Origin of the sequence: Burkholderia sp. HAN2018 (assembly GCF_024704855.1) — a bacterium.
GTDB classification, from domain to species: domain Bacteria; phylum Pseudomonadota; class Gammaproteobacteria; order Burkholderiales; family Burkholderiaceae; genus Burkholderia; species Burkholderia cepacia.
The window spans coordinates 1-19,474 of sequence record NZ_QOBB01000137.1; the positions used below are offsets into that span (position 1 = coordinate 1).

The window sequence follows — 19,474 nt, forward strand, 5'->3', positions numbered from 1 at the left end:
CGTGCGGCTGCGCCGGCCGGCGGGGGGCTTCGCCCCGGCGCCCACGGCTGGTGCGGGGCGGCGCGAAAGGGTGCGATCATCGAGTCAATTGCTGAGAGAAGGGCGGGCTTTACGGTATAATCCGTTTTTCCCGCGAGCATTCAGCGATGACCAAATATGTTTTCGTCACCGGCGGCGTAGTTTCTTCCCTCGGCAAGGGTATTGCCGCCGCCTCCCTCGCCGCGATCCTCGAATCGCGCGGTCTGAAAGTCACCCTCCTCAAACTCGATCCCTACATCAACGTCGACCCCGGCACGATGAGCCCGTTCCAGCACGGCGAAGTGTTCGTGACGGAAGACGGAGCGGAGACCGACCTCGACCTCGGCCACTATGAGCGCTTCATCAGCACGAAGATGCGCAAGGCCAACAACTTCACGACCGGCCAGATCTACGAATCGGTGATCCGCAAGGAGCGCCGCGGCGACTATCTCGGCAAGACCGTGCAGGTGATTCCGCACATCACGAACGAAATCCAGGCGTTCATCGAGCGCGGGGCGGCATCGGCCACCTGCGGCGAGCCGGATGTCGCGATCGTCGAGATCGGCGGCACGGTCGGCGACATCGAATCGCTGCCGTTCCTTGAAGCCGCGCGCCAGATGAGCCTGCGCCTCGGCCGCAACAGCGCGTGCTTCGTGCACCTGACGCTGGTGCCGTACGTCGCGACGGCCGGCGAGCTGAAGACGAAGCCGACCCAGCACAGCGTGCAGAAGCTGCGCGAGATCGGCATCCTGCCGCACGTGCTGCTGTGCCGTGCGGACCGCCGCATTCCGGACGACGAATCGAAGAAGATCTCGATGTTCTCGAACGTGCCGGAAGACGCCGTGATCTCGGTGTGGGACGCCGACAGCATCTACAAGATTCCGCAGATGCTGCACGACCAGGGCCTCGACCGGATCATCTGCGAGGAACTGAAGCTGTCGCCGAAGGACGCCGACCTGAGCATGTGGTCGGAACTCGTCGAGAAGCTCGAGAACCCGAAGCACGAAGTGACGATCGGCATGGTCGGCAAGTACGTCGACCTGACCGAGTCGTACAAGTCGCTGATCGAGGCGCTGCGCCACGCATCGCTGCACACGTCGACCAAGGTCAACATCGAATACATCGACTCGGAAGAGATCGAGTCGAACGGTGTCGACAGCCTGAAGCACCTCGACGCCGTGCTGGTGCCGGGCGGTTTCGGCCGTCGCGGCACGGAAGGCAAGATCGCGGCGATCCGCTATGCGCGTGAAGCCAAGGTGCCGTATCTCGGCATCTGCCTCGGCATGCAGCTCGCGGTGATCGAATTCGCACGCGACGTCGTCGGCCTGAAGCAGGCGAACAGCACGGAATTCGAGCCGGACACGCCGGAACGCGTGGTCGCGCTGATCACCGAGTGGTATGACCGCGACGGCAAGGTCGAGACGCGCACCGAGGAATCCGACCTCGGCGGCACGATGCGCCTCGGTTCGCAGCGCTGCCCGATCAAGCCCGGCACGATGGCCGAGGAAATCTATGGCAAGGACGTGAACGAACGCCATCGCCACCGTTATGAAGTCAATAACCGCTTCGTGCCCCAGCTCGAAGCCGGCGGCCTTATCATCAGCGCCCGTACCCCGAGCGAGGATCTGCCGGAAATGATGGAGCTGCCGCGTTCGATGCACCCGTGGTTCGTCGGCGTCCAGTTCCACCCGGAATTCACGTCCACGCCGCGTGACGGTCATCCCCTCTTCAAGTCGTTCGTCGAAGCCGCGCTCGCCAACAAGCAAGCGCGCGGAGTGCAAGCATGAAGCTGTGCGATTTCGAGGTCGGTCTCGACAAACCTTTCTTCCTGATCGCGGGTACCTGCGTCGTCGAGTCGGAGCAAATGACGATCGACACGGCAGGCCGCCTGAAGGAAATCTGCGCGAAGCTGAACGTTCCGTTCATCTACAAGTCGTCCTACGACAAGGCGAACCGCAGCTCGGGCAAGTCGTTTCGTGGCCTCGGAATGGACGAGGGCCTGCGGATCCTGTCCGAGGTGAAGCGCCAGCTCGGCCTGCCGGTGCTGACCGACGTGCATTCGATCGACGAGATCGAGCAGGTCGCGTCGGTCGTCGACGTGCTGCAGACGCCCGCGTTCCTGTGCCGCCAGACCGATTTCATCCAGGCGTGCGCGCGCTCGGGCAAGCCCGTCAACATCAAGAAGGGCCAGTTCCTCGCGCCGCACGACATGAAGAACGTGATCGACAAGGCGCGCGACGCCGCACGTGAAGCGGGGCTGTCGGAAGACCGCTTCATGGCGTGCGAGCGCGGTGTCTCGTTCGGCTACAACAATCTCGTGTCGGACATGCGTTCGCTCGCGATCATGCGCGAGACGAGCGCCCCGGTCGTGTTCGACGCGACCCACTCGGTGCAGTTGCCGGGCGGGCAGGGCACGAGCTCGGGCGGCCAGCGCGAATTCGTGCCGGTGCTTGCCCGTGCGGCAGTCGCGACGGGCGTCGCGGGCCTCTTCATGGAAACGCACCCGAATCCGGCCGAGGCAAAATCGGACGGCCCGAACGCGGTGCCGCTGAACCGGATGGGCGCGCTGCTGGAGACCCTCGTCACGCTCGACCAGGCGGTGAAGCGCCACCCGTTCCTGGAAAACGATTTCAATTAAAGATCGAATGAACCTTGCGACGGTTTCGCGCGTCAGTAGCGAAAGCGGTTCAGGCGCGCGCGCCGTCGCAGTTTGAAGAATCCATCGTCATTCTCAGAGGAAACCCATGAGTGCAATCGTAGATATCATCGGCCGCGAGATTCTGGATTCGCGCGGCAACCCCACCGTCGAATGCGACGTGCTGCTCGAATCGGGCACGATGGGCCGCGCGGCCGTGCCGTCGGGCGCGTCCACCGGCTCGCGTGAAGCGATCGAACTGCGCGACGGCGAAGCCGGCCGCTACAACGGCAAGGGCGTGCTGAAGGCGGTCGAGCACATCAACACCGAAATCTCCGAAGCCATCATGGGCCTCGACGCGTCGGAACAGGCGTTCCTCGACAAGACGCTGCTCGAGCTGGACGGCACCGACAACAAGTCGCGCCTCGGCGCGAACGCGATGCTGGCCGTGTCGATGGCCGTCGCGAAGGCAGCCGCCGAAGAGGCCGGCCTGCCGCTGTACCGCTACTTCGGCGGTTCGGGCGCGATGCAACTGCCGGTGCCGATGATGAACATCGTCAACGGCGGCGCGCATGCGAACAACAGCCTCGACATCCAGGAATTCATGATCGTCCCGGTGAGCCAGCCGACGTTCCGTGAAGCCCTGCGTTGCGGCGCGGAAGTGTTCCACGCACTGAAGAAGATCCTGAGCGACCGCGGCATGAGCACGGCAGTCGGCGACGAAGGCGGCTTCGCGCCGAACTTCGGCAGCAACGACGAGTGCCTGTCGACGATCCTGCAGGCGATCGAGAAGGCCGGCTACCGTGCGGGCGAAGACGTGCTGCTCGCGCTCGATTGCGCGGCATCCGAGTTCTATCACGACGGCAAGTACCAGCTCGCGGGCGAAGGCCTGCAACTGTCGTCGGCCGAATTCACCGACTACCTCGCGACGCTCGCCGACAAGTTCCCGATCGTGTCGATCGAGGACGGCATGCACGAAAGCGACTGGGAAGGCTGGAAGCTGCTGACCGACCGCCTCGGCAAGAAGGTGCAGCTGGTCGGCGACGACCTGTTCGTCACGAACACGCGCATCCTGAAGGAAGGCATCGAGAAGGGCATCGCGAACTCGATCCTCATCAAGATCAACCAGATCGGTACGCTGACCGAAACGTTCGCAGCCATCGAAATGGCGAAGCGCGCAGGCTACACGGCCGTGATCTCGCACCGCTCGGGCGAAACGGAAGATTCGACGATCGCGGATATCGCGGTCGGCCTGAACGCCGGTCAGATCAAGACGGGTTCGCTGTCGCGCAGCGACCGTATCTCGAAGTACAACCAGCTGCTGCGCATCGAGGAAGATCTCGGCGACATCGCGAGCTACCCGGGTAAATCGGCTTTCTATAACCTGCGCTAACGCGCTACTATCGGGTTCGTCATATCGACGCCGCTCTGTGCATGTGCGCGGAGCGGCGCTTCTTATATCTGCGTTTCTTACATGCGGCTTGTCACTGTCGTCCTGATTGCCTTGCTGGCGCTCATTCAGTACCCCCTATGGTGGGGACACGGCGGCTGGCTGCGGGTGCATGAATTGCGTCAGCAGCTCGACGACCAGCTCCAGAAGAATGCGGACGAGAAGCTGCGCAACGAGCGCACCGCCGGCGAAGTGCAGGATCTGCAGAGCGGCACCGCGGCCATCGAGGAGCGCGCGCGCTACGAGATGGGCATGGTGAAGGACGGCGAGGTATTCGTGCAGTTCGTGTCGCCGAATGCGCCGGCCGCGCCGCTGAACAACATGCCGTCGAATACGTCGACGCGCGGCGCCGTGTCCGCGGCGCCGGTGCGCGTCGTGCCGAATCCGCAGTCGATCGCGAAGCCGTCGCGGCATCATGGCGGCGACAAGGGCAAGGCCGCGCATCACTGATCTCGATCGTTCGAACCCATTGAAAAAGCGCGGGAAATGCCGCGCCTTTTTATTTCCTGCCGGTAGTCAATCGGCTGAGCGATGGATGCTCACCACCACCATCCCGGGTAGCCGTAGCTGATACCCGTGCCCCAGCGATTGCCCCATCCGCCGTAATACCCGCCGTAGACGGTCACGGGCGGCGGCGAGTAATAGGCCCACGCGCGCGCGGCTGCCTCGGCTGCCATCGCGCCGTTCTGTTCGCGCAGCACCTGCTGGTCGATCTCGTCATAGCGCTTGCGTTCGGCGCTCGACAGCGCGGGCGGCTGGCCGCCCGATGCGCCGGGTTCGGGCAGGCGGCTCAGGATCGTGGAAGTCGGCGGCGGCATCGCGCAGCCGGCAAGCGCGAGCGTGCAGGCGGCAACGCTCGTCAGGACGACGGTTCGAAACGGGAGACGAAGCGGGCGATTCATGTGTTTCTCCTGCAGCGCGCCGACGACGGGAAGCGGCTTGCGCCGAAGTGCGGGACTTCGGCGCGCGAGCCTTGCGTGCGACGCTCGTGCGTCATTATGCGCCCGTGCCCGGACGGCGGGCATCGGGGCGCCGCTCAGTGACGCTGTTCGGTCGCGGGCGCGATGCCCGTCTCGACGCCGGGTGCCGCGAACAGCTGCGCGACGTCGACCGGATCGAATTCATAGCGCTGATTGCAGAACTCGCAATGGATCTCGACGTGGCCACGCTCGACGATCACGCTGTCGACCTCTTCGCGGCCGAGCATGCGCAGCATCGTACCGACCTTCTCGCGCGAGCACGAGCACTGGAAGCGCGTGCCGGCCGGCTCGAAGTGCTGCACGTTTTCCTGCCAGAACAGCCGGCGGAACACGACTTCCGGTTCGACCTCGAGCAGTTCCTTGGCGGACAGCGTGCCGCCGAGCGTGCAGACGCGTTCCCACGTATCGGTATCGGTTTCGGCGTTGCGCGGCACGATGCCGCCGTCGCCCGGCAGCTTCTGCAGCAGCATGCCGACTGCGCGGTCGCGATCGGCCGCGAGCCACATCCGCGTGTCGAGCTGCTCCGAGTGATGCATGTAATGCTCGAGCACCTGCGAGACGGATTCGAGCGGGCCGTCGACGCCGTTCAGCGGCACGATGCCCTGGTACGGCTGCTGGCCCGGCAGCTTGTCGGCCGGGTCGAGCGTGATCACGCAACGGCCGTGACCGCTCGCATTGACGAGCGATGCGAAGCTGGTGTCGTCGCCGATCGTCTGGGCAGCGTCGCCGGCGAACTTCGCGGTGGCCCGCATCGACAGATCCGAGCCGCACTGGACGACCAGCATCTGGACCGGCCCGTCGCCGAAGATCTGCATGATCAGGGTGCCGTTGAATTTCAGGTTCGCGGACAGCAGCGCGCATGCGGCCATCATCTCGCCGAGCACCGTGCGCACGGGGGCCGGGTAGTCGCGGCGGGAGAGCACTTCCTGCCACGTATTGCGCAGCGAAACGATCTCGCCGCGCACGGGCGCCGCATTGAACATGAATTTCTGTAACTGGTCGCTCACTCTTCTTCCTTGAAATCCGTGCGAATCATCCGATTCGCACGAGTTGCTCCTTGAAATGCGCACGCCGCTCGACGTACGTCTTCGCGTTCGTGCGCAGCCGCGCGATGTCTTCCGCCGTCAGCTCGCGCACGACTTTCGCCGGTGCGCCGAGAATCAGCGAATTGTCCGGGAACGTCTTGCCTTCCGTCACGACCGCGCCGGCACCAACCAGACAGTTGCGGCCGATCACCGCTCCATTCAAGACCACCGCCTGAATCCCGACCAGCGACCCTTCGCCGATCGTGCAGCCGTGCAGCATGGCCTGGTGCCCGATCGTCACGTTTTCGGCAATCGTCAGCGGAAAGCCCGGGTCCGTATGCAGTACCGCGCCTTCCTGGACGTTGCTGCCCGCGCCGACGGTAATCGTCTCGTTGTCGCCGCGAATCGTCGCACCGAACCAGACGCTCGCGTTCTCCTCGAGCACGACCTTGCCGATGATGGCCGCCGTGTCGGCGACGAATACGCTTTCGTGGATCGTCGGGGCCGTATCGCCCAGCTTGTAGATCGTCACGGAGTCTCCTTGTCTCTTCGATGATGGGCGCCGGTAGAATGGCGCGTCCGGTTTGCCCGGCGCGTTCGCATTGCGCCGCGGAACAATCGCCTATTGTAAACCGTCGCGTGCGTGCGCTCCCGCGATGCGCGCGCAGGGTGTCCCCGTTTATGAGCATGGAGTCTTCTTCTTTCGGCGATGCGCGTGCCTGTGTGCGCCGCGCCGCGCTTGTCGCACTGCGTGACGCAGAACCCGCGGCCAAGGCCGCACAGGTGCGCTCGCTCCACGATGCGCTGCTGGCCGGGCGGGCGACGATCGCCCCATCGCTCGAATTGCCCGAGCCGGCCGACCTGCCCGGGCGCCCGGCGCGCCCGCCGCTCGTCGAGCCGCGCCAGCTCGAGCGACGCAGCATGCGTTCGCCCGAAGGGCGCGCCGTGCTGCTGCACGCGCTTGCCCATATCGAGTTCAATGCGATCAACCTCGCGCTCGACGCCGTCTGGCGCTTCGCGGGCCTGCCGAACGCGTTCTACTCGGACTGGCTGAAGGTGGCGGCCGAGGAGGCGTACCACTTCACGCTGCTGTCGGACCGCCTGGCGGCATTCGGGCATGCGTACGGCGATTTTCCCGCGCACAACGGCCTGTGGGAGATGTGCGAGCGAACCAAGGGTGACGTGCTTGCGCGCATGGCGCTCGTGCCGCGTACGCTCGAGGCCCGCGGGCTCGACGCATCGCCGCCGATTCGCGCGCGGCTCGTACAGGCGGGCGACGATGCGTCGGCCGCGATCCTCGACGTGATCCTGCGCGACGAAATCGGCCATGTCGCGATCGGCAACCGCTGGTTCCGGCATCTGTGCGACGAAGCCGGCCGCGATCCCGTGCCGACCTACCGGCAGCTCGCCGAGCAATACCATGCCCCGCGGCTGCGCGGCCCGTTCAATTTCGACGCACGCCGCGATGCCGGATTCGAGCAGGCCGAACTCGACGAACTGGCCGCGCAGGACGGGGCGGACGGAAGCGCGCCGCGCTGACCCGCTCGGGTTCGGCTGCGTTTCGACCGCCGCCGGCTGTCCAGGGCACCCGGCAGATGGCGCGTCCCGGCGGCCCGTGCGCGCCGGCGCCGCTAGAGCGGCGCCTCGACTGCCAGCCGCCGGAAAGAAGGCGCCGCCGCTATAATCGAACGACCATTCTTTTTTGAGCGGCTGCGATGAGTGCCTCGAGTTCTGTTTCCGATTTCGTCATGGTGCGCGGCGTCCAGCTGCATGTCCGGCGCTGGGGCCGGCCCGATGCGCCGACGCTGTTCATGCTGCATGGCTGGATGGACGTCGCGGCGTCGTTCCAGTTCGTCGTCGATGCGCTCGCGGGCGACTGGCAGGTGATCGCGCCCGATGCGCGCGGCTTCGGGCTGTCCGACTGGCCGGTCGCGCGGCAGGGTGGCGGCCACTACTGGTTCCACGAATACCTGGGCGATCTCGATGCGCTCGTCGACCACTATGCGCCGGCCGGCGAAGTCAACCTGGTCGGGCACAGCATGGGCGCGAACGTCGTGTGCCTGTATGCCGGCGCACGGCCGGAGCGCGTGCGGCGCGTGGTCGATCTCGAGGGTTTCGGGCTCGCGCCCGCGCGGGCCGAGCAGGCGCCGCGCCGGCTGCGCGGCTGGCTCGACGAGTTGCGCGAACCGCCCGCGCTGCGCCCTTATGCGTCACTCGACGACGTGGCGGCGCGCCTGACCAGGACCAATCCCCGGCTGGACCCGCGTCGCGCCGCGTTCCTCGCCGCGCACTGGTCGAAGCGCGGCGACGACGGCCTCTACCACCTGCTGGCCGACCCCGCTCACAAGATGCCGGGCCCGCTGCTGTACCGGCTCGACGAAGTGATGGCTACCTGGGCGCAGGTGCGTGCGAAGGTGCTGCACGTCGAGGCCGTCAACTCGCCGACGCTCGCACACATCGCCGGCGATATCCCGCTGCCGGAATTCAAGGCGCGTTTCAACGCGTTTCCCGACTGGCGCGAGAAGCTCGTCGAGGATGCCGGCCACATGGTGCATCACGATCAGCCTGAGCAGATCGCGGCGCTGATCGAGGCGTTCTGCGCGTAAGCCGCGCGGCGTCAGCGGCGGGGCAGGCGGGCGGCGCATTGCCGCGTTGCAGTAGAATGAAGCCTTACCTGCCATGCCGACAATGAACGCCGATCTCCACTGCCATTCGAATGTTTCCGACGGGTTGCTGTCGCCTGCCGACGTCGCGCGCCGCGCCCATGCCGGCGGCGTGACCCTGTGGGCGTTGACCGACCACGACGAAATCGGCGGTCAGGCGGCGGCGCGTAGCGAGGCGGAAGCGCTCGGCATGCGCTACCTGAGCGGCGTCGAGATTTCGGTCACGTGGGCGTCGCGCACCGTGCACATCGTCGGCCTGAACGTCGATCCCGCGAATCCGGTGCTCGTCGACGGCCTGTATCGCACGCGCCACGGCCGCGCGGCGCGCGCGCTGGCGATCGGCGAGCAGCTCGCCACGCTCGGCATTCCCGGCGCGTACGAAGGCGCGCTGAAGTACGTATCGAATCCCGACCTGATCTCCCGCACGCATTTCGCGCGGTTTCTCGTCGAGAACGGCCATGCCGAATCGACGTCCGACGTGTTCGATCGCCTGCTCGGCGACGGCAAGCCCGGGTTCGTCCCGCACCGTTGGGCGACGCTGCCCGACGCCGTCGCATGGATTCGGGCGGCCGGCGGTGAAGCCGTGGTCGCGCATCCGGGCCGTTATCGCTATACGCCCGTCGAATTCGACGCGTTTTTCGGCGAGTTCATCGATCTGGGCGGCCGCGCGATCGAGGTCGTGACGGGCAGCCACACGCCCGACCAGTACCGCGAATACGCGGACGTCGCACGCCGCTTCGGCTTCGAGGTATCGCGCGGCTCGGATTTCCATGCGCCAGGCGAGGGCCGTGTCGAGCTCGGCGGCCTGCCGCCGCTGCCGCCCGACCTGACACCGGTCTGGGAGCGCTGGCTCTGACACCGGGCGGTGGCCTGCCGCCCGCGTCGCCGCCGGCGCGCGCATCCGACTTCTCTTCCTTTACGTACCCCCACGTACCCCCATGTCCCAGTTCTTCAGGATTCATCCGGATAATCCGCAACCGCGCCTGATCAAGCAGGCCGTGGAGATCGTCAGCAAGGGCGGCGTGATCGCGATGCCGACCGATTCGAGCTATGCGCTCGCGTGCCATCTCGACGACAAGGACGCGGTCGAGCGGGTGCGCCGGATTCGCGGCCTCGACGAGAAGCAGCACCTGTCGCTGCTCGTGCGCGACCTGTCGGAGCTCGCCAACTTCGCGATGGTCGACAACCGCCAGTACCGCCAGATCAAGTCGGTGACGCCCGGCCCGTACGTGTTCATCCTGCAGGCGACCAAGGAAGTGCCGCGCCGGCTGTCGCATCCGTCGCGCAAGACGATCGGGTTGCGCGTGCCCGATCACGCGATCACGCTCGCGTTGCTGGAGTCGCTCGGCCAGCCGCTGCTCGGCACGACGCTGATCCTGCCGCCGGACGACGAGCCGCTCAACGATCCCGAAGACATTCGCGCGCGGCTCGAGAAACAGGTCGACCTCGTGATCGACGGTGGCGCGTGCCCGCGCGAGCCGTCGACGGTGATCGATCTCACCGGCGACGAGCCCGAGCTCGTGCGCGCGGGGCGCGGCGCGCTCGAGCCGTTCGGCCTCTCGGCGCCGTAAGCGCGCCGTTCCATTTTTTGCGCGAGTGCGCTTGTTACAATAACGCGATATGGATGCTTCCCTGATACAGACCATCGCCGTCTACGCGCTGCCCGTGATCTTCGCGATCACGCTGCACGAGGCTGCGCACGGCTACGCCGCCCGCCTGCTCGGCGACAACACCGCCTACATGATGGGACGCGTGTCGTTCAACCCGATGCGCCACATCGATCCGCTCGGCACGATCGCGATTCCGCTCGCGATGTATTTCCTGACGGGCGGCGCGTTTCTGTTCGGCTATGCGAAGCCGGTGCCGGTGTCGTTCGGCAACCTGCGCGATCCGCGCTGGGGCAGCCTGTGGGTATCGCTCGCGGGGCCGGCCTGCAACTTCGTGCAGGCGCTGATCTGGGGCGTGCTGACGCTCGTGCTGCCCGCCGTCGGCATCGACGAGCCGTTCTTCACGCGGATGGCGTTTGCCGGCGTCAGCGCGAACCTCGTACTGGGCGTGCTGAACCTGTTTCCGCTGCCGCCGCTCGACGGCGGCCGCATCCTGGCGGCGCTGCTGCCGACGAAGCAATCGATCGCGCTGTCGCGCATCGAGCCGTACGGTTTCATCATCGTCCTCGCGCTGGTCGCGACGGGCGTGCTGACGAATTTCTGGCTGCGCCCGCTCGTCAACGTCGGCTACGCCGTCCTGAGCGCCATCCTGTCCCCATTCGCCTCGCTTTTCTAACGACAATCATGTTCCCTGAACGTATTTTCTCCGGCATGCGACCCACCGGGTCGCTGCACCTCGGTCATTACCACGGCGTGCTGAAAAACTGGGTGAAGCTGCAGTCCGAGTACCCGTGCTTCTTCTGCGTCGTCGACTGGCATGCGCTGACGACGCACTACGAGACTCCCGAGGTCATCGAGAAGAACGTGTGGGACGTGCTGATCGACTGGCTTGCGTCCGGCATCGATCCGGCCCAGGCGACGCTGTTCATCCAGAGCAAGGTGCCCGAACATGCCGAACTCGCGCTGCTGCTCGGCATGAGCACGCCGCTCGGCTGGCTCGAACGCGTGCCGACCTACAAGGAGCAGATGGAGAAGCTGAAGGACAAGGATCTGTCGACCTACGGCTTCCTCGGCTACCCGGTGCTGATGGCGGCCGATATCCTGCTGTATCGCGGCTCGCTCGTGCCGGTCGGTGAAGACCAGGTGCCGCACGTCGAGATGACGCGCGAGATCGCGCGCCGCTTCAACTACCTGTACGGCCGCGAGCCGGGCTTCGAGGAGAAGGCGCTCGATGCCGCGAAGAAACTCGGCGGCAAGCGCGCGAAGCTCTATCACGAGCTGCGCAATGCATACCAGCAGGAGGGCGACGACGAGGCGCTCGAACAGGCGCGCGCGATGCTGCAGGAATCGCAGAGTCTGTCGATGAGCGACCGCGAGCGCCTGTTCGGCTATCTCGAAGGCGCGCGCAAGATCATCCTCGTCGAGCCGCAGGCGCTCCTCACCGAAGCATCGCGGATGCCGGGTCTCGACGGGCAGAAGATGTCCAAGTCGTACGGCAACACAATCGGCCTGCGTGAAGACGCCGAGACGATCACGAAGAAGGTCCGCACGATGCCGACCGATCCCGCGCGCGTGCGCCGCACCGATCCGGGCGATCCCGACAAGTGCCCGGTGTGGCAGCTGCACCAGGTCTATACGGACGAAGCAACGCATGACTGGGTGCAGAAGGGTTGTCGTTCGGCGGGCATCGGCTGCCTCGATTGCAAGCAGCCGGTCGTCGAAGGCATCCTGCGCGAGCAGCAGCCGATGCTCGAGCGTGCGCAGAAGTACATGGACGATCCGTCGCTGCTGCGCGCGATCGTCGCGGACGGTTGCGACAAGGCGCGCAAGTACGCGACGGAAACGATGCGCGACGTGCGCGACGCGATGGGCCTGTCGTACAACTGATCGACCGCATGAGCGCATCCGTCATCGCCGCCGCGGGCGGCCACGTCGCCCAGGCCGAGCCGTCGCGCTGGGTCGCGCAATGGTCGCGGCTCGTGCCGGCAGGCGGCGCGGTGCTGGATGTCGCCGCGGGCGGCGGGCGCCATGCGCGCTGGTTCGCGTCGCGCGGGCATCCGGTCGTCGCACTCGACCGCGACCCGGTCGCGCTGGCCGCGTTGCGTGCGATTCCGGGCGTCGACGCCCGTGACGCCGATCTCGAAGGCGCGCCGTGGCCATTGCCGGCCGGCGAGCAGTTTTCGGCGGTGATCGTCACCCATTATCTGCATCGTCCGCTCTGGCCCCATCTGCTCGATGCGGTGGCGCCGGGCGGCGTGCTCATCTACGAAACCTTCGCGCAAGGAAACGAATCGGTCGGTAAACCGTCCAACCCCGCGTTCCTGCTCGCCCCGGGCGAGCTACTGGATGCCGTGCACGGCCGCCTGCGGGTGGTGGCGTACGAGGACGGGTTCGTTGCCGCGCCGCGCGAGGCGTTCGTCCAGCGTCTCTGCGCAGTGCGCGAGGGCGCGACCCCGAAGGCGGGGGCGGGAATTCCACGTTACGAACTGCCCGGCTAATCCGCTACAATCTCAACGTTTACCGGTACATAACCTCAATCGCGTTTCATGGCTAACGGCACCCAAGACGGCATTCAAATCCGCGGCAGCATCCCCGCGATCGTCACCCCGATGCTCGAAGACGGCAGTCTCGACCTGCCGGCGTTTCGCAAACTGATCGACTGGCATATCGCGGAAGGCACCGATGCGCTCGTCGTGGTCGGTACGAGCGGCGAGTCGGCAACGCTCAACGTCGAAGAGCACATCCTGATGATCCGCACGGCGGTCGAGCATGCGGCGAAACGCATCCCGATCATCGCGGGCGCGGGCGGCAACTCGACCGCCGAGGCGATCGAGCTGACGAAGCACGCGAAAGCCGTCGGCGCGGACGCGACGCTGCAGGTCGTGCCGTACTACAACAAGCCGACGCAGGAAGGCATGTACCGTCACTTCAAGACGATCGCCGAAGCGGTCGACCTGCCGGTGATCCTGTACAACGTGCCGGGCCGCACGGTCGCGGACATGGCGAACGAGACGATGCTGCGCCTCGCGGAAGTCCCGGGCATCATCGGCGTGAAGGAAGCGACCGGCAACATCGATCGCGCCGCGCACCTGATCAAGGCTGCACCGAAGCATTTCGCGATCTATAGCGGCGACGATCCGACGGCAATCGCGCTGATGCTGCTCGGCGGCCACGGCAACATCTCGGTCACGGCGAACGTCGCACCGCGTGCGATGAGCGAGCTGTGCCGCGCGGCGCTGGCCGGCGACGTACAGACGGCCCGCGAACTGCACATGAAGCTGCTGTCGCTGCACAAGAACCTGTTCATCGAGGCGAACCCGATTCCGGTGAAGTGGGCGCTGCAGGCGATGGGCAAAATGCAGGGCGGCATCCGGCTGCCGCTCACGGCGCTCGACGAGCGCTGCCACGATGCCGTGCGTTCGGCCCTCGTCGAGGCCGGCGTCCTCGCCTGATGCCGAGGCGGCCGCGTCCTGCGGCCGCCGGCTCGTACCCTGATCAACCCGCACCGGCCGGCTCCGTCCGGCGCCGCTCCTGACGAGCGTTCTAGCAAGACGAAGGATTTCATGAAACGTTTCGCCTTTTCCTCTCGCGCCATCCAGATGTCGGTGGTGGCGCTGGCGCTGGGCGCGCTCGCCGGCTGCGATACGCTGAACGACTATCTGGCCCCCGACCGGGTCAACTACAAGAACACCGGTTCGGCGCCGCCGCTCGCGGTGCCGAGCGACCTGAAGCCGGTGCCGACGACGCAGCAGTTCGTCGCGCCGCCGAGCAACGCCGGCCTCGGCACGCTGCCGCCGCGGGCCACGACCCAGGCCGGCAACGCGACCGACGGCATTCCGAGCGCGCAGGATCCGTTCGGCATGCACATCGAGCGCGACGGCGATCGCCGCTGGCTCGTCGTCGATGGCCGGACGCCCGAGCAGCTGTGGCCGATCCTGAAGGAGTTCTGGCAGGAGAACGGCTTCTCGCTGAAGACCGACGCGCCGTCGACGGGCATCATGGCCACCGACTGGGCCGAAAACCGCGCGAACATTCCTGACGACTGGTTCCGTCGCACGATCGGCAAGGTCATCGATTTCGCATACTCGTCCGGTACGCGCGACCGCTTCCGTACGCTCGTGAACCGCACGTCGGACGGCAACACCGACATCTCGATCACGCACAGCGCGATGGAAGAAATGATGGTCGGCCCGCAGGGCGGCACGTCGTCGCGCTGGGAGGAGCGTCCGCGCAACCCGGTGCTGGAAGCCGTGTTCCTGTCGAAGTTGATGCAGAAGTTCGGCCTGACCGATGCGCAGGCGAAGCAGCTGCTGACCGATGCACGCCCCGCGACGGCGCCGGCGCAGGTCAGCGACGCGAGCAACGGCGCGGCAACGCTGCAGCTGGCCGAGTCGTTCGACCGTGCGTGGCTGCGAGTGGGTCTGGCGCTCGACCGGACCAACTTCACGGTCGACAATCGCGACCGCGAGAAGGGCGTGTACACCGTGCGCTATGCGAATTCCATGGAAGAGCTGAAGCGTGACGGCCTGTTCGGCAAGCTGTTCTACGGCGGCCCGGCGGCCGCGAAGCCGGGCAAGGAATTCCTGGTCAACGTGCGTGCGCAAGGCAACGGCGGCACGCAGGTCGCGGTGATCGGCGCAAACGGTCAGGTCGACAACTCGTCGGACGCGCAGCGGATCATTTCGCTGCTCCACGCGCAGCTGAACTGAGCGCGTGCGATTCGCCAGCCTCGGAAGCGGCAGCGAAGGCAACGCGCTGGTCGTCGAGGCCTCGAGCGGCACGACGACCACCCGCGTGCTGCTCGACTGCGGCTTTTCCGCCAAGGAGGTCGAGCGTCGGCTCGGCCGTCTGAATCTCTGCATCGGCGATCTCGATGCGATCCTGATTACCCACGAACACAGCGACCACGTCGGCAGTGCGCTGACGCTCGCCCGCCGGGCGTCGCTGCCGCTCTACATGAGCTGGGGCACCGCGCGCGCGGTCGGCGCGGACGAGGCCGATGTCGACCTCCACGTGCTGTGGGGCGACGAGACGGCCGCGATTCGCGATCTGGCCGTGATGCCCTATACGGTCCCTCACGACGCGCGCGAGCCGCTCCAGTTCGTCTTTATGGACGGCTGCAGCCGGCTCGGCGTGCTGACGGACGTCGGCATGGCCACGCCGCACATCACGACGGTACTGAGCGGTTGTGACGCGCTGGTGCTCGAATCCAACCACGACACCGCAATGCTGGCCGCGAGCCGCTATCCGCAGTCGCTGAAGGCGCGCATCGGCGGCAACCACGGCCACCTGAGCAACGACGCGGCGGCGGCCATCCTCGCATCGCTTGAGCGCAGCCGCCTTCGGCACCTGGTCGGGGCGCACCTGAGCCAGCAGAACAACCTGCCGGAACTGGTCCGCCAGGCGTTTGGCGGCGTACTGGGGACGAACGGGGAGGACGTGATCGTGGCCACGCAGGACGCGGGCTTCGACTGGCTGGCGCTCGAATGAGCGGGGCAGGGCCGTTGCGGCGGCCCGGTACGACTGCCGGGCGACAGACGCGAAAACGGCAGACGTAAAAAAACCGGCCCTCGGGCCGGTTTTTTTCAGCTGACGCTGAGGCTTACTGGCTTGCGCCCGAAGCCGGAGCAGCCGTCGCTGCCGAAGCAGCCGACGCCACTGCAGCAGCAGCGTCGCTCGCAGCAGCCGTTGCCGACGAAGCAGCGGCAGCAGCGTCGCTCGCTGCACCAGCAACTGCCGAAGCAGCCGTCGAAGCAGCAGCAGCCGCGTCGCTTGCAGCCGACGAAGCAGCTTGATCAGCGCTCTTGTTGCAAGCAGCCAGTGCAACAGCAGCCAACAGGGAAGCTACGAGGAGGGATTTCTTCATGATCACGTCCTTTTATGGTTAAAGGTAAGCAACAGCGCGAAACAATACCGGTAATGTGCTCCAACACCGACCTGGGCCGCTGGTGGAGATGCACTTCTAGAGCGTGAATCTTCCCTACGGCTTGGGCGGAAATTATATGCACTTTCCTATCGACCGTCGACAAATGCGGGGTCAATACGTTGTCTTTCCCATACAGAATTTGATCTGTACGGGCATACGGGGCGACTCACACTAATTCCGGTTTCCGACCCGTATCCAGCCCGCACGATACCACTCGTGCAATAAAGCTGTCATTGAGGGAGCCCGGGATAGTGTTACAAACCGTTTCGCCTCCATCTGGCGTTGATTGGCCAGTTCGGGCAGCCATTCGCTGGCTTGCTCGAGCGGTCCTTCCTCGCCATTAATGAAGTACGAGCGCGCGTTATACATCAATGCGGCCCTTCTGTCGAGACACACGCCACGACGTGACGCTTGCGTGACGAACGCGGCTTCGGACAGCGGGCGCGCGGGCGGGTCGAAAACGACGTTCGGTTTGGGCTCGCTCAGGTAGCAGCCGAGAAACTCTGCGACGTCGCGCTTGCGCCAGCGAATCGCGTCGACGATCTCGGCAACGCGCTCGACCATCGCCGGAGGCAGTTGCGCGGGCGTGTCGACGGCCGGCTGCTTCGGGTCGCGGTAGAGGTCGTCGCCGCACCCGTCCCGCAGGCCGCCACGTTCCGCGAGATAGTACAGGAACTGGGCGCCCAGTTCGCCTGCGGACGGCGCCCGGAAGCCGATCGAGCAGGTCATGCATTCGCCTTCGGCCACGCCGTCGTGCGCGATGTGCGGCGGCAGGTACAGCATGTCGCCGGGTTCCAGCACCCATTCGTCGCTCGGCTCGAAGTTTTCGAGGATCTTCAGCGGCACGTCCGGCTGCAGTGACAGGTCCTTCTGCGCGCCGACGCGCCAGCGGCGCCGGCCCTCGACCTGCAGCAGGAAGACGTCGTATGAATCGAAATGCGGGCCGACGCCGCCGCCGTCCGTCGCGTACGAGATCATCAGGTCGTCCAGCCGCGCGTCGGGGATGAAGCGGAAGCGGTCGAGCAGCGCGCGCGCCGCGTCGACGTGCAGGTCGAGCCCTTGTACGAGCAGGGTCCAGGCCTTGCGCGTGACGGCCGGCAGCGAGCCCGGTTCGAACGGGCCGTGAGCCAGTTGCCACTTGTTACGAAAATGGGTGATCAGTCGCGATTCCGCGTCATAGTCCGTGGCGAGCTCGAACAGCGCGTCGCGCGAGACCGGCGACGCGACGCCGGGGATCGCCTGGCGGATCAGGAGCGGCTTCTTCTGCCAGTAGCCGCGCATGAATTGCGTCGGCGTAAGACCGCCGAGCAGCGGTGTGGGAAGATCGGAGGGCGGCGCGCCGAGCGGGGCGGCAGCGGCATCCCGCGGTTCGGCTTGAGACCGGTTGCGCATCGTATAATGAGACTTGTATTTGGGAGAATTGGATGAAAATCGCAAAAAACACCGTCGTGTCGGTCACTTACAAGCTGTCGGATGCACAGGGCAATCTGATCGAGGAAAGCGACGAGCCGATGGTTTATCTGCACGGCGGCTATGATGGCACGTTCCCCAAGATCGAGGAACAGCTCGACGGCCACGAGCCGGGCTACGAGGCACAGGTCCAGCTCGAGCCGCAGGACGCGTTCGGCGACTACGATCCCGAACTCGTGAAGATCGAGCCGCGCGATCGTTTTCCCGAGCCGCTCGAAGTGGGCATGCAGTTCGAAGGCACGCCGGAAGACGGCGACGAGGAAGTCGATTCGCTGATCTATACGGTCACCGACATCGCCGAAGACAAGGTCGTGCTCGACGGCAACCACCCGCTGGCAGGCATGGCGCTGCGTTTCGCGCTGACCGTGAAGGACGTTCGCGAAGCCACCGAAGACGAAATCGAGCATGAGCACGCACATGGCGCTGAAGGGCTCGAGATCGTCGACGAGGACGAAGACGAAGACGGCGAAGCGCCGTCAGGGCGCACCCTGCACTGAGCTTGCAGGCAGGCCGGGCGCCGGCCCCGACGCTGGGGTTGGCACGGGCCACGACGCGCCGCCCGGGGCGGTGCCGTCGCCCTGCAGCGGCGGCGCGACCGACGATGAGTCAGGTAGCGCCGGCAATGCAGGGATTTCCGGCATCTGCGGCAGCGGGACGTCGTCACGGGGCACGAGCGGCAGCGCGGGCGGCACCGGCAGGTTCTTCGGTACTTCCTGCAGGCTCACGTTGAAGATCGTCTGCCGTGCCGGCGACACGCTCACCTTGACCCACTGATTCGCCGGATGACGCGGTCCGATCGCAACGCGCGTCACGTTACCGACCAGTTCACCGTCGTCCGCACGCAGCGGGCGGTCGATCAGAAAGCCGTTCGCCAGCGCTTCGCTGCTCGCGTGCATCACGAGTATCGGGCCGCGGAACGTCGCCGCCGCCTTCACCAGCGTTCGTTTCAACTCGCGGAAGCCGTCCCGCACGCGCGGCCGGTTGAAACGCAGCCATGCGAAGCGTTCCGCGCGTTCATAGCGCTCGAACTGCGGATCGCCTTCGAATATCACCACCATCGCACGCGCCTCGCGCCGCTTCGCGTATTCGGCCGCGTGGTCGATCCAGAAACCGTTCGCGATGATGCGGTCCTCGAATTCGCCGTTGCGGCCGCCGGCCGTCAGGTAATGGTTGTTCGGCGCCGGCGCGTTGAGTGCGACGTAGACGATGTCGTCGCGCATCCAGCGTGCATTCTCCCGATACGGTCGGAACCGTGCGACTTCGCTTTCCCGCGTGATCGGCAGCGCGCCGGGGTCGGGCAGTGCCGAATCGGCGAGCAGCGTCTGCCGCAGGAAGTCGAGCCGCTCGACCGGATCGTAGCTACCGCCGGCCACGGTGTTGCACGTTGCCCAGTCGTCGTGACCGGGAACGAATACGAGCGGCACGCGTGCCGCATCCAGGATCGCGCCGCGCTGCGAGTACAGTGCATCGCGGCACGCTTCCTTCGAACCCTTGAGATCGCCCGCATAGACCACGAACGCGAGGTTGCGCTCGCGCGCGATCGCATCGAGCAGCCGCTGGGCGGCCGGTTCGTCCGCAGGAGTGTTGATCACGCCCGACACGACCGCGAACGAGTAGGGCGCGGTGCTGCGCTTCGGCGGCGCAGCCAGCGCGGCGGCCTGGGCGAGCGCGAGCACCGCCGCGACGAGCGCGGCGGCGGC

Annotated in this window: 22 protein-coding genes; 15 read left to right on the plus strand and 7 right to left on the minus strand. The window is 66.1% G+C overall.

Features of this window, described 5'->3' with window-relative positions:
- The first annotated feature begins 146 nt into the window (after nt 1-146).
- The 4 genes from DPV74_RS27160 (at nt 147) to ftsB (ending at nt 4,553) form a co-directional block, all read left to right on the plus strand.
- Nucleotides 147-1,805 (plus strand): CTP synthase, encoded by a 1,659-nt coding sequence (locus DPV74_RS27160; protein WP_021157687.1) that lies wholly within the window; start codon nt 147-149, stop codon nt 1,803-1,805.
- Nucleotides 1,802-2,656: a 3-deoxy-8-phosphooctulonate synthase gene (gene kdsA, locus DPV74_RS27165; RefSeq protein ID WP_060084351.1), complete on the plus strand. Its 855-nt coding sequence runs from the start codon at nt 1,802-1,804 to the stop codon at nt 2,654-2,656. The genes DPV74_RS27160 and kdsA overlap by 4 nt, the downstream gene beginning before the upstream one ends.
- Nucleotides 2,657-2,762: 106 nt before the next feature.
- On the plus strand, nt 2,763-4,046 hold the full coding sequence (gene eno / locus DPV74_RS27170; RefSeq protein WP_011352544.1) for a phosphopyruvate hydratase: 1,284 nt from the start codon (nt 2,763-2,765) through the stop codon (nt 4,044-4,046).
- Between the two features lie 81 nt (nt 4,047-4,127).
- Nucleotides 4,128-4,553 (plus strand): cell division protein FtsB, encoded by a 426-nt coding sequence (gene ftsB, locus DPV74_RS27175; protein ID WP_027786978.1) that lies wholly within the window; start codon nt 4,128-4,130, stop codon nt 4,551-4,553.
- 89 nt (nt 4,554-4,642) lie between these two features.
- Here ftsB and DPV74_RS27180 read toward each other — a convergent pair whose 3' ends face one another.
- From DPV74_RS27180 to DPV74_RS27190, 3 genes are all read right to left on the minus strand, one after another.
- Complete coding sequence (locus DPV74_RS27180; RefSeq protein ID WP_119338311.1) at nt 4,643-5,005, minus strand: hypothetical protein; 363 nt, start codon at nt 5,003-5,005, stop codon at nt 4,643-4,645.
- A gap of 134 nt (nt 5,006-5,139) precedes the next feature.
- Nucleotides 5,140-6,090, minus strand: coding sequence for an Hsp33 family molecular chaperone HslO (gene hslO, locus DPV74_RS27185; RefSeq protein ID WP_119338312.1), 951 nt, complete (start codon nt 6,088-6,090; stop codon nt 5,140-5,142).
- A gap of 25 nt (nt 6,091-6,115) precedes the next feature.
- On the minus strand, nt 6,116-6,640 hold the full coding sequence (locus DPV74_RS27190) for a gamma carbonic anhydrase family protein (protein WP_021157692.1): 525 nt from the start codon (nt 6,638-6,640) through the stop codon (nt 6,116-6,118).
- A gap of 149 nt (nt 6,641-6,789) precedes the next feature.
- On the opposite strand from DPV74_RS27190, the gene DPV74_RS27195 reads away from it, so the two are divergent.
- The 10 genes from DPV74_RS27195 (at nt 6,790) to DPV74_RS27240 (ending at nt 15,868) form a co-directional block, all read left to right on the plus strand.
- Entirely contained in the window at nt 6,790-7,647 is an 858-nt protein-coding gene (locus DPV74_RS27195; RefSeq protein ID WP_060311922.1) for a ferritin-like domain-containing protein, read from the plus strand.
- Between the two features lie 176 nt (nt 7,648-7,823).
- Nucleotides 7,824-8,714: an alpha/beta fold hydrolase gene (locus DPV74_RS27200; protein WP_060084349.1), complete on the plus strand. Its 891-nt coding sequence runs from the start codon at nt 7,824-7,826 to the stop codon at nt 8,712-8,714.
- 82 nt (nt 8,715-8,796) lie between these two features.
- Nucleotides 8,797-9,627, plus strand: a complete 831-nt coding sequence (locus DPV74_RS27205; RefSeq protein WP_027786983.1) for a 3',5'-nucleoside bisphosphate phosphatase — start codon at nt 8,797-8,799, stop codon at nt 9,625-9,627.
- A gap of 82 nt (nt 9,628-9,709) precedes the next feature.
- Nucleotides 9,710-10,342: an L-threonylcarbamoyladenylate synthase gene (locus tag DPV74_RS27210; RefSeq protein WP_021157697.1), complete on the plus strand. Its 633-nt coding sequence runs from the start codon at nt 9,710-9,712 to the stop codon at nt 10,340-10,342.
- A gap of 49 nt (nt 10,343-10,391) precedes the next feature.
- Nucleotides 10,392-11,054, plus strand: coding sequence for a site-2 protease family protein (locus tag DPV74_RS27215; protein ID WP_027786984.1), 663 nt, complete (start codon nt 10,392-10,394; stop codon nt 11,052-11,054).
- A gap of 8 nt (nt 11,055-11,062) precedes the next feature.
- Nucleotides 11,063-12,265, plus strand: a complete 1,203-nt coding sequence (locus DPV74_RS27220) for a tryptophan--tRNA ligase (protein WP_011352534.1) — start codon at nt 11,063-11,065, stop codon at nt 12,263-12,265.
- A gap of 8 nt (nt 12,266-12,273) precedes the next feature.
- Nucleotides 12,274-12,876 (plus strand): bifunctional 2-polyprenyl-6-hydroxyphenol methylase/3-demethylubiquinol 3-O-methyltransferase UbiG, encoded by a 603-nt coding sequence (locus DPV74_RS27225; protein WP_059554211.1) that lies wholly within the window; start codon nt 12,274-12,276, stop codon nt 12,874-12,876.
- Nucleotides 12,877-12,924: 48 nt separating this feature from the next.
- Complete coding sequence (gene dapA, locus DPV74_RS27230; RefSeq protein WP_021162674.1) at nt 12,925-13,830, plus strand: 4-hydroxy-tetrahydrodipicolinate synthase; 906 nt, start codon at nt 12,925-12,927, stop codon at nt 13,828-13,830.
- A gap of 111 nt (nt 13,831-13,941) precedes the next feature.
- Entirely contained in the window at nt 13,942-15,087 is a 1,146-nt protein-coding gene (bamC, locus tag DPV74_RS27235) for an outer membrane protein assembly factor BamC (RefSeq protein WP_027786987.1), read from the plus strand.
- Nucleotides 15,088-15,091: 4 nt separating this feature from the next.
- Nucleotides 15,092-15,868 (plus strand): MBL fold metallo-hydrolase, encoded by a 777-nt coding sequence (locus DPV74_RS27240; RefSeq protein WP_059699095.1) that lies wholly within the window; start codon nt 15,092-15,094, stop codon nt 15,866-15,868.
- A 112-nt stretch (nt 15,869-15,980) separates the two neighbouring features.
- Here DPV74_RS27240 and DPV74_RS27245 read toward each other — a convergent pair whose 3' ends face one another.
- From DPV74_RS27245 to DPV74_RS27250, 3 genes are read right to left on the minus strand one after another with little or no spacing between them, the layout of a single operon-like run.
- Complete coding sequence (locus DPV74_RS27245) at nt 15,981-16,244, minus strand: hypothetical protein (RefSeq protein WP_034195863.1); 264 nt, start codon at nt 16,242-16,244, stop codon at nt 15,981-15,983.
- Nucleotides 16,174-16,419 (minus strand): hypothetical protein, encoded by a 246-nt coding sequence (locus DPV74_RS41980; protein ID WP_075122947.1) that lies wholly within the window; start codon nt 16,417-16,419, stop codon nt 16,174-16,176. Before DPV74_RS41980 ends, DPV74_RS27245 begins: the two co-directional genes overlap by 71 nt.
- A gap of 56 nt (nt 16,420-16,475) precedes the next feature.
- Nucleotides 16,476-17,696, minus strand: coding sequence for a cupin domain-containing protein (locus tag DPV74_RS27250; protein ID WP_027786989.1), 1,221 nt, complete (start codon nt 17,694-17,696; stop codon nt 16,476-16,478).
- A gap of 32 nt (nt 17,697-17,728) precedes the next feature.
- Between DPV74_RS27250 and DPV74_RS27255 the strand changes: the two genes are divergently transcribed.
- Nucleotides 17,729-18,271, plus strand: a complete 543-nt coding sequence (locus DPV74_RS27255; RefSeq protein WP_027786990.1) for a peptidylprolyl isomerase — start codon at nt 17,729-17,731, stop codon at nt 18,269-18,271.
- On the opposite strand, the gene DPV74_RS27260 is transcribed toward DPV74_RS27255, so the two are convergent.
- On the minus strand, nt 18,251-19,474 hold a 1,224-nt coding region (locus DPV74_RS27260), incomplete at its 5' end, for a hypothetical protein (RefSeq protein WP_240440023.1). The genes DPV74_RS27255 and DPV74_RS27260 overlap by 21 nt on opposite strands.

What these genes read in the sequence shown, in the direction of transcription:
- DPV74_RS27160 (WP_021157687.1), top strand. Translation starts at nt 147, where the DNA reads ATGACCAAATATGTTTTCGTCACCGGCGGCGTAGTTTCTTCCCTCGGC.
- kdsA (WP_060084351.1), top strand. Translation starts at nt 1,802, where the DNA reads ATGAAGCTGTGCGATTTCGAGGTCGGTCTCGACAAACCTTTCTTCCTG.
- eno (WP_011352544.1), top strand. Translation starts at nt 2,763, where the DNA reads ATGAGTGCAATCGTAGATATCATCGGCCGCGAGATTCTGGATTCGCGC.
- ftsB (WP_027786978.1), top strand. Translation starts at nt 4,128, where the DNA reads ATGCGGCTTGTCACTGTCGTCCTGATTGCCTTGCTGGCGCTCATTCAG.
- DPV74_RS27180 (WP_119338311.1), bottom strand. Translation starts at nt 5,005, where the DNA reads ATGAATCGCCCGCTTCGTCTCCCGTTTCGAACCGTCGTCCTGACGAGC.
- DPV74_RS27195 (WP_060311922.1), top strand. Translation starts at nt 6,790, where the DNA reads ATGAGCATGGAGTCTTCTTCTTTCGGCGATGCGCGTGCCTGTGTGCGC.
- DPV74_RS27200 (WP_060084349.1), top strand. Translation starts at nt 7,824, where the DNA reads ATGAGTGCCTCGAGTTCTGTTTCCGATTTCGTCATGGTGCGCGGCGTC.
- DPV74_RS27205 (WP_027786983.1), top strand. Translation starts at nt 8,797, where the DNA reads ATGAACGCCGATCTCCACTGCCATTCGAATGTTTCCGACGGGTTGCTG.
- DPV74_RS27210 (WP_021157697.1), top strand. Translation starts at nt 9,710, where the DNA reads ATGTCCCAGTTCTTCAGGATTCATCCGGATAATCCGCAACCGCGCCTG.
- DPV74_RS27215 (WP_027786984.1), top strand. Translation starts at nt 10,392, where the DNA reads ATGGATGCTTCCCTGATACAGACCATCGCCGTCTACGCGCTGCCCGTG.
- DPV74_RS27220 (WP_011352534.1), top strand. Translation starts at nt 11,063, where the DNA reads ATGTTCCCTGAACGTATTTTCTCCGGCATGCGACCCACCGGGTCGCTG.
- DPV74_RS27225 (WP_059554211.1), top strand. Translation starts at nt 12,274, where the DNA reads ATGAGCGCATCCGTCATCGCCGCCGCGGGCGGCCACGTCGCCCAGGCC.
- dapA (WP_021162674.1), top strand. Translation starts at nt 12,925, where the DNA reads ATGGCTAACGGCACCCAAGACGGCATTCAAATCCGCGGCAGCATCCCC.
- bamC (WP_027786987.1), top strand. Translation starts at nt 13,942, where the DNA reads ATGAAACGTTTCGCCTTTTCCTCTCGCGCCATCCAGATGTCGGTGGTG.
- DPV74_RS27245 (WP_034195863.1), bottom strand. Translation starts at nt 16,244, where the DNA reads ATGAAGAAATCCCTCCTCGTAGCTTCCCTGTTGGCTGCTGTTGCACTG.
- DPV74_RS27250 (WP_027786989.1), bottom strand. Translation starts at nt 17,696, where the DNA reads ATGCGCAACCGGTCTCAAGCCGAACCGCGGGATGCCGCTGCCGCCCCG.
- DPV74_RS27255 (WP_027786990.1), top strand. Translation starts at nt 17,729, where the DNA reads ATGAAAATCGCAAAAAACACCGTCGTGTCGGTCACTTACAAGCTGTCG.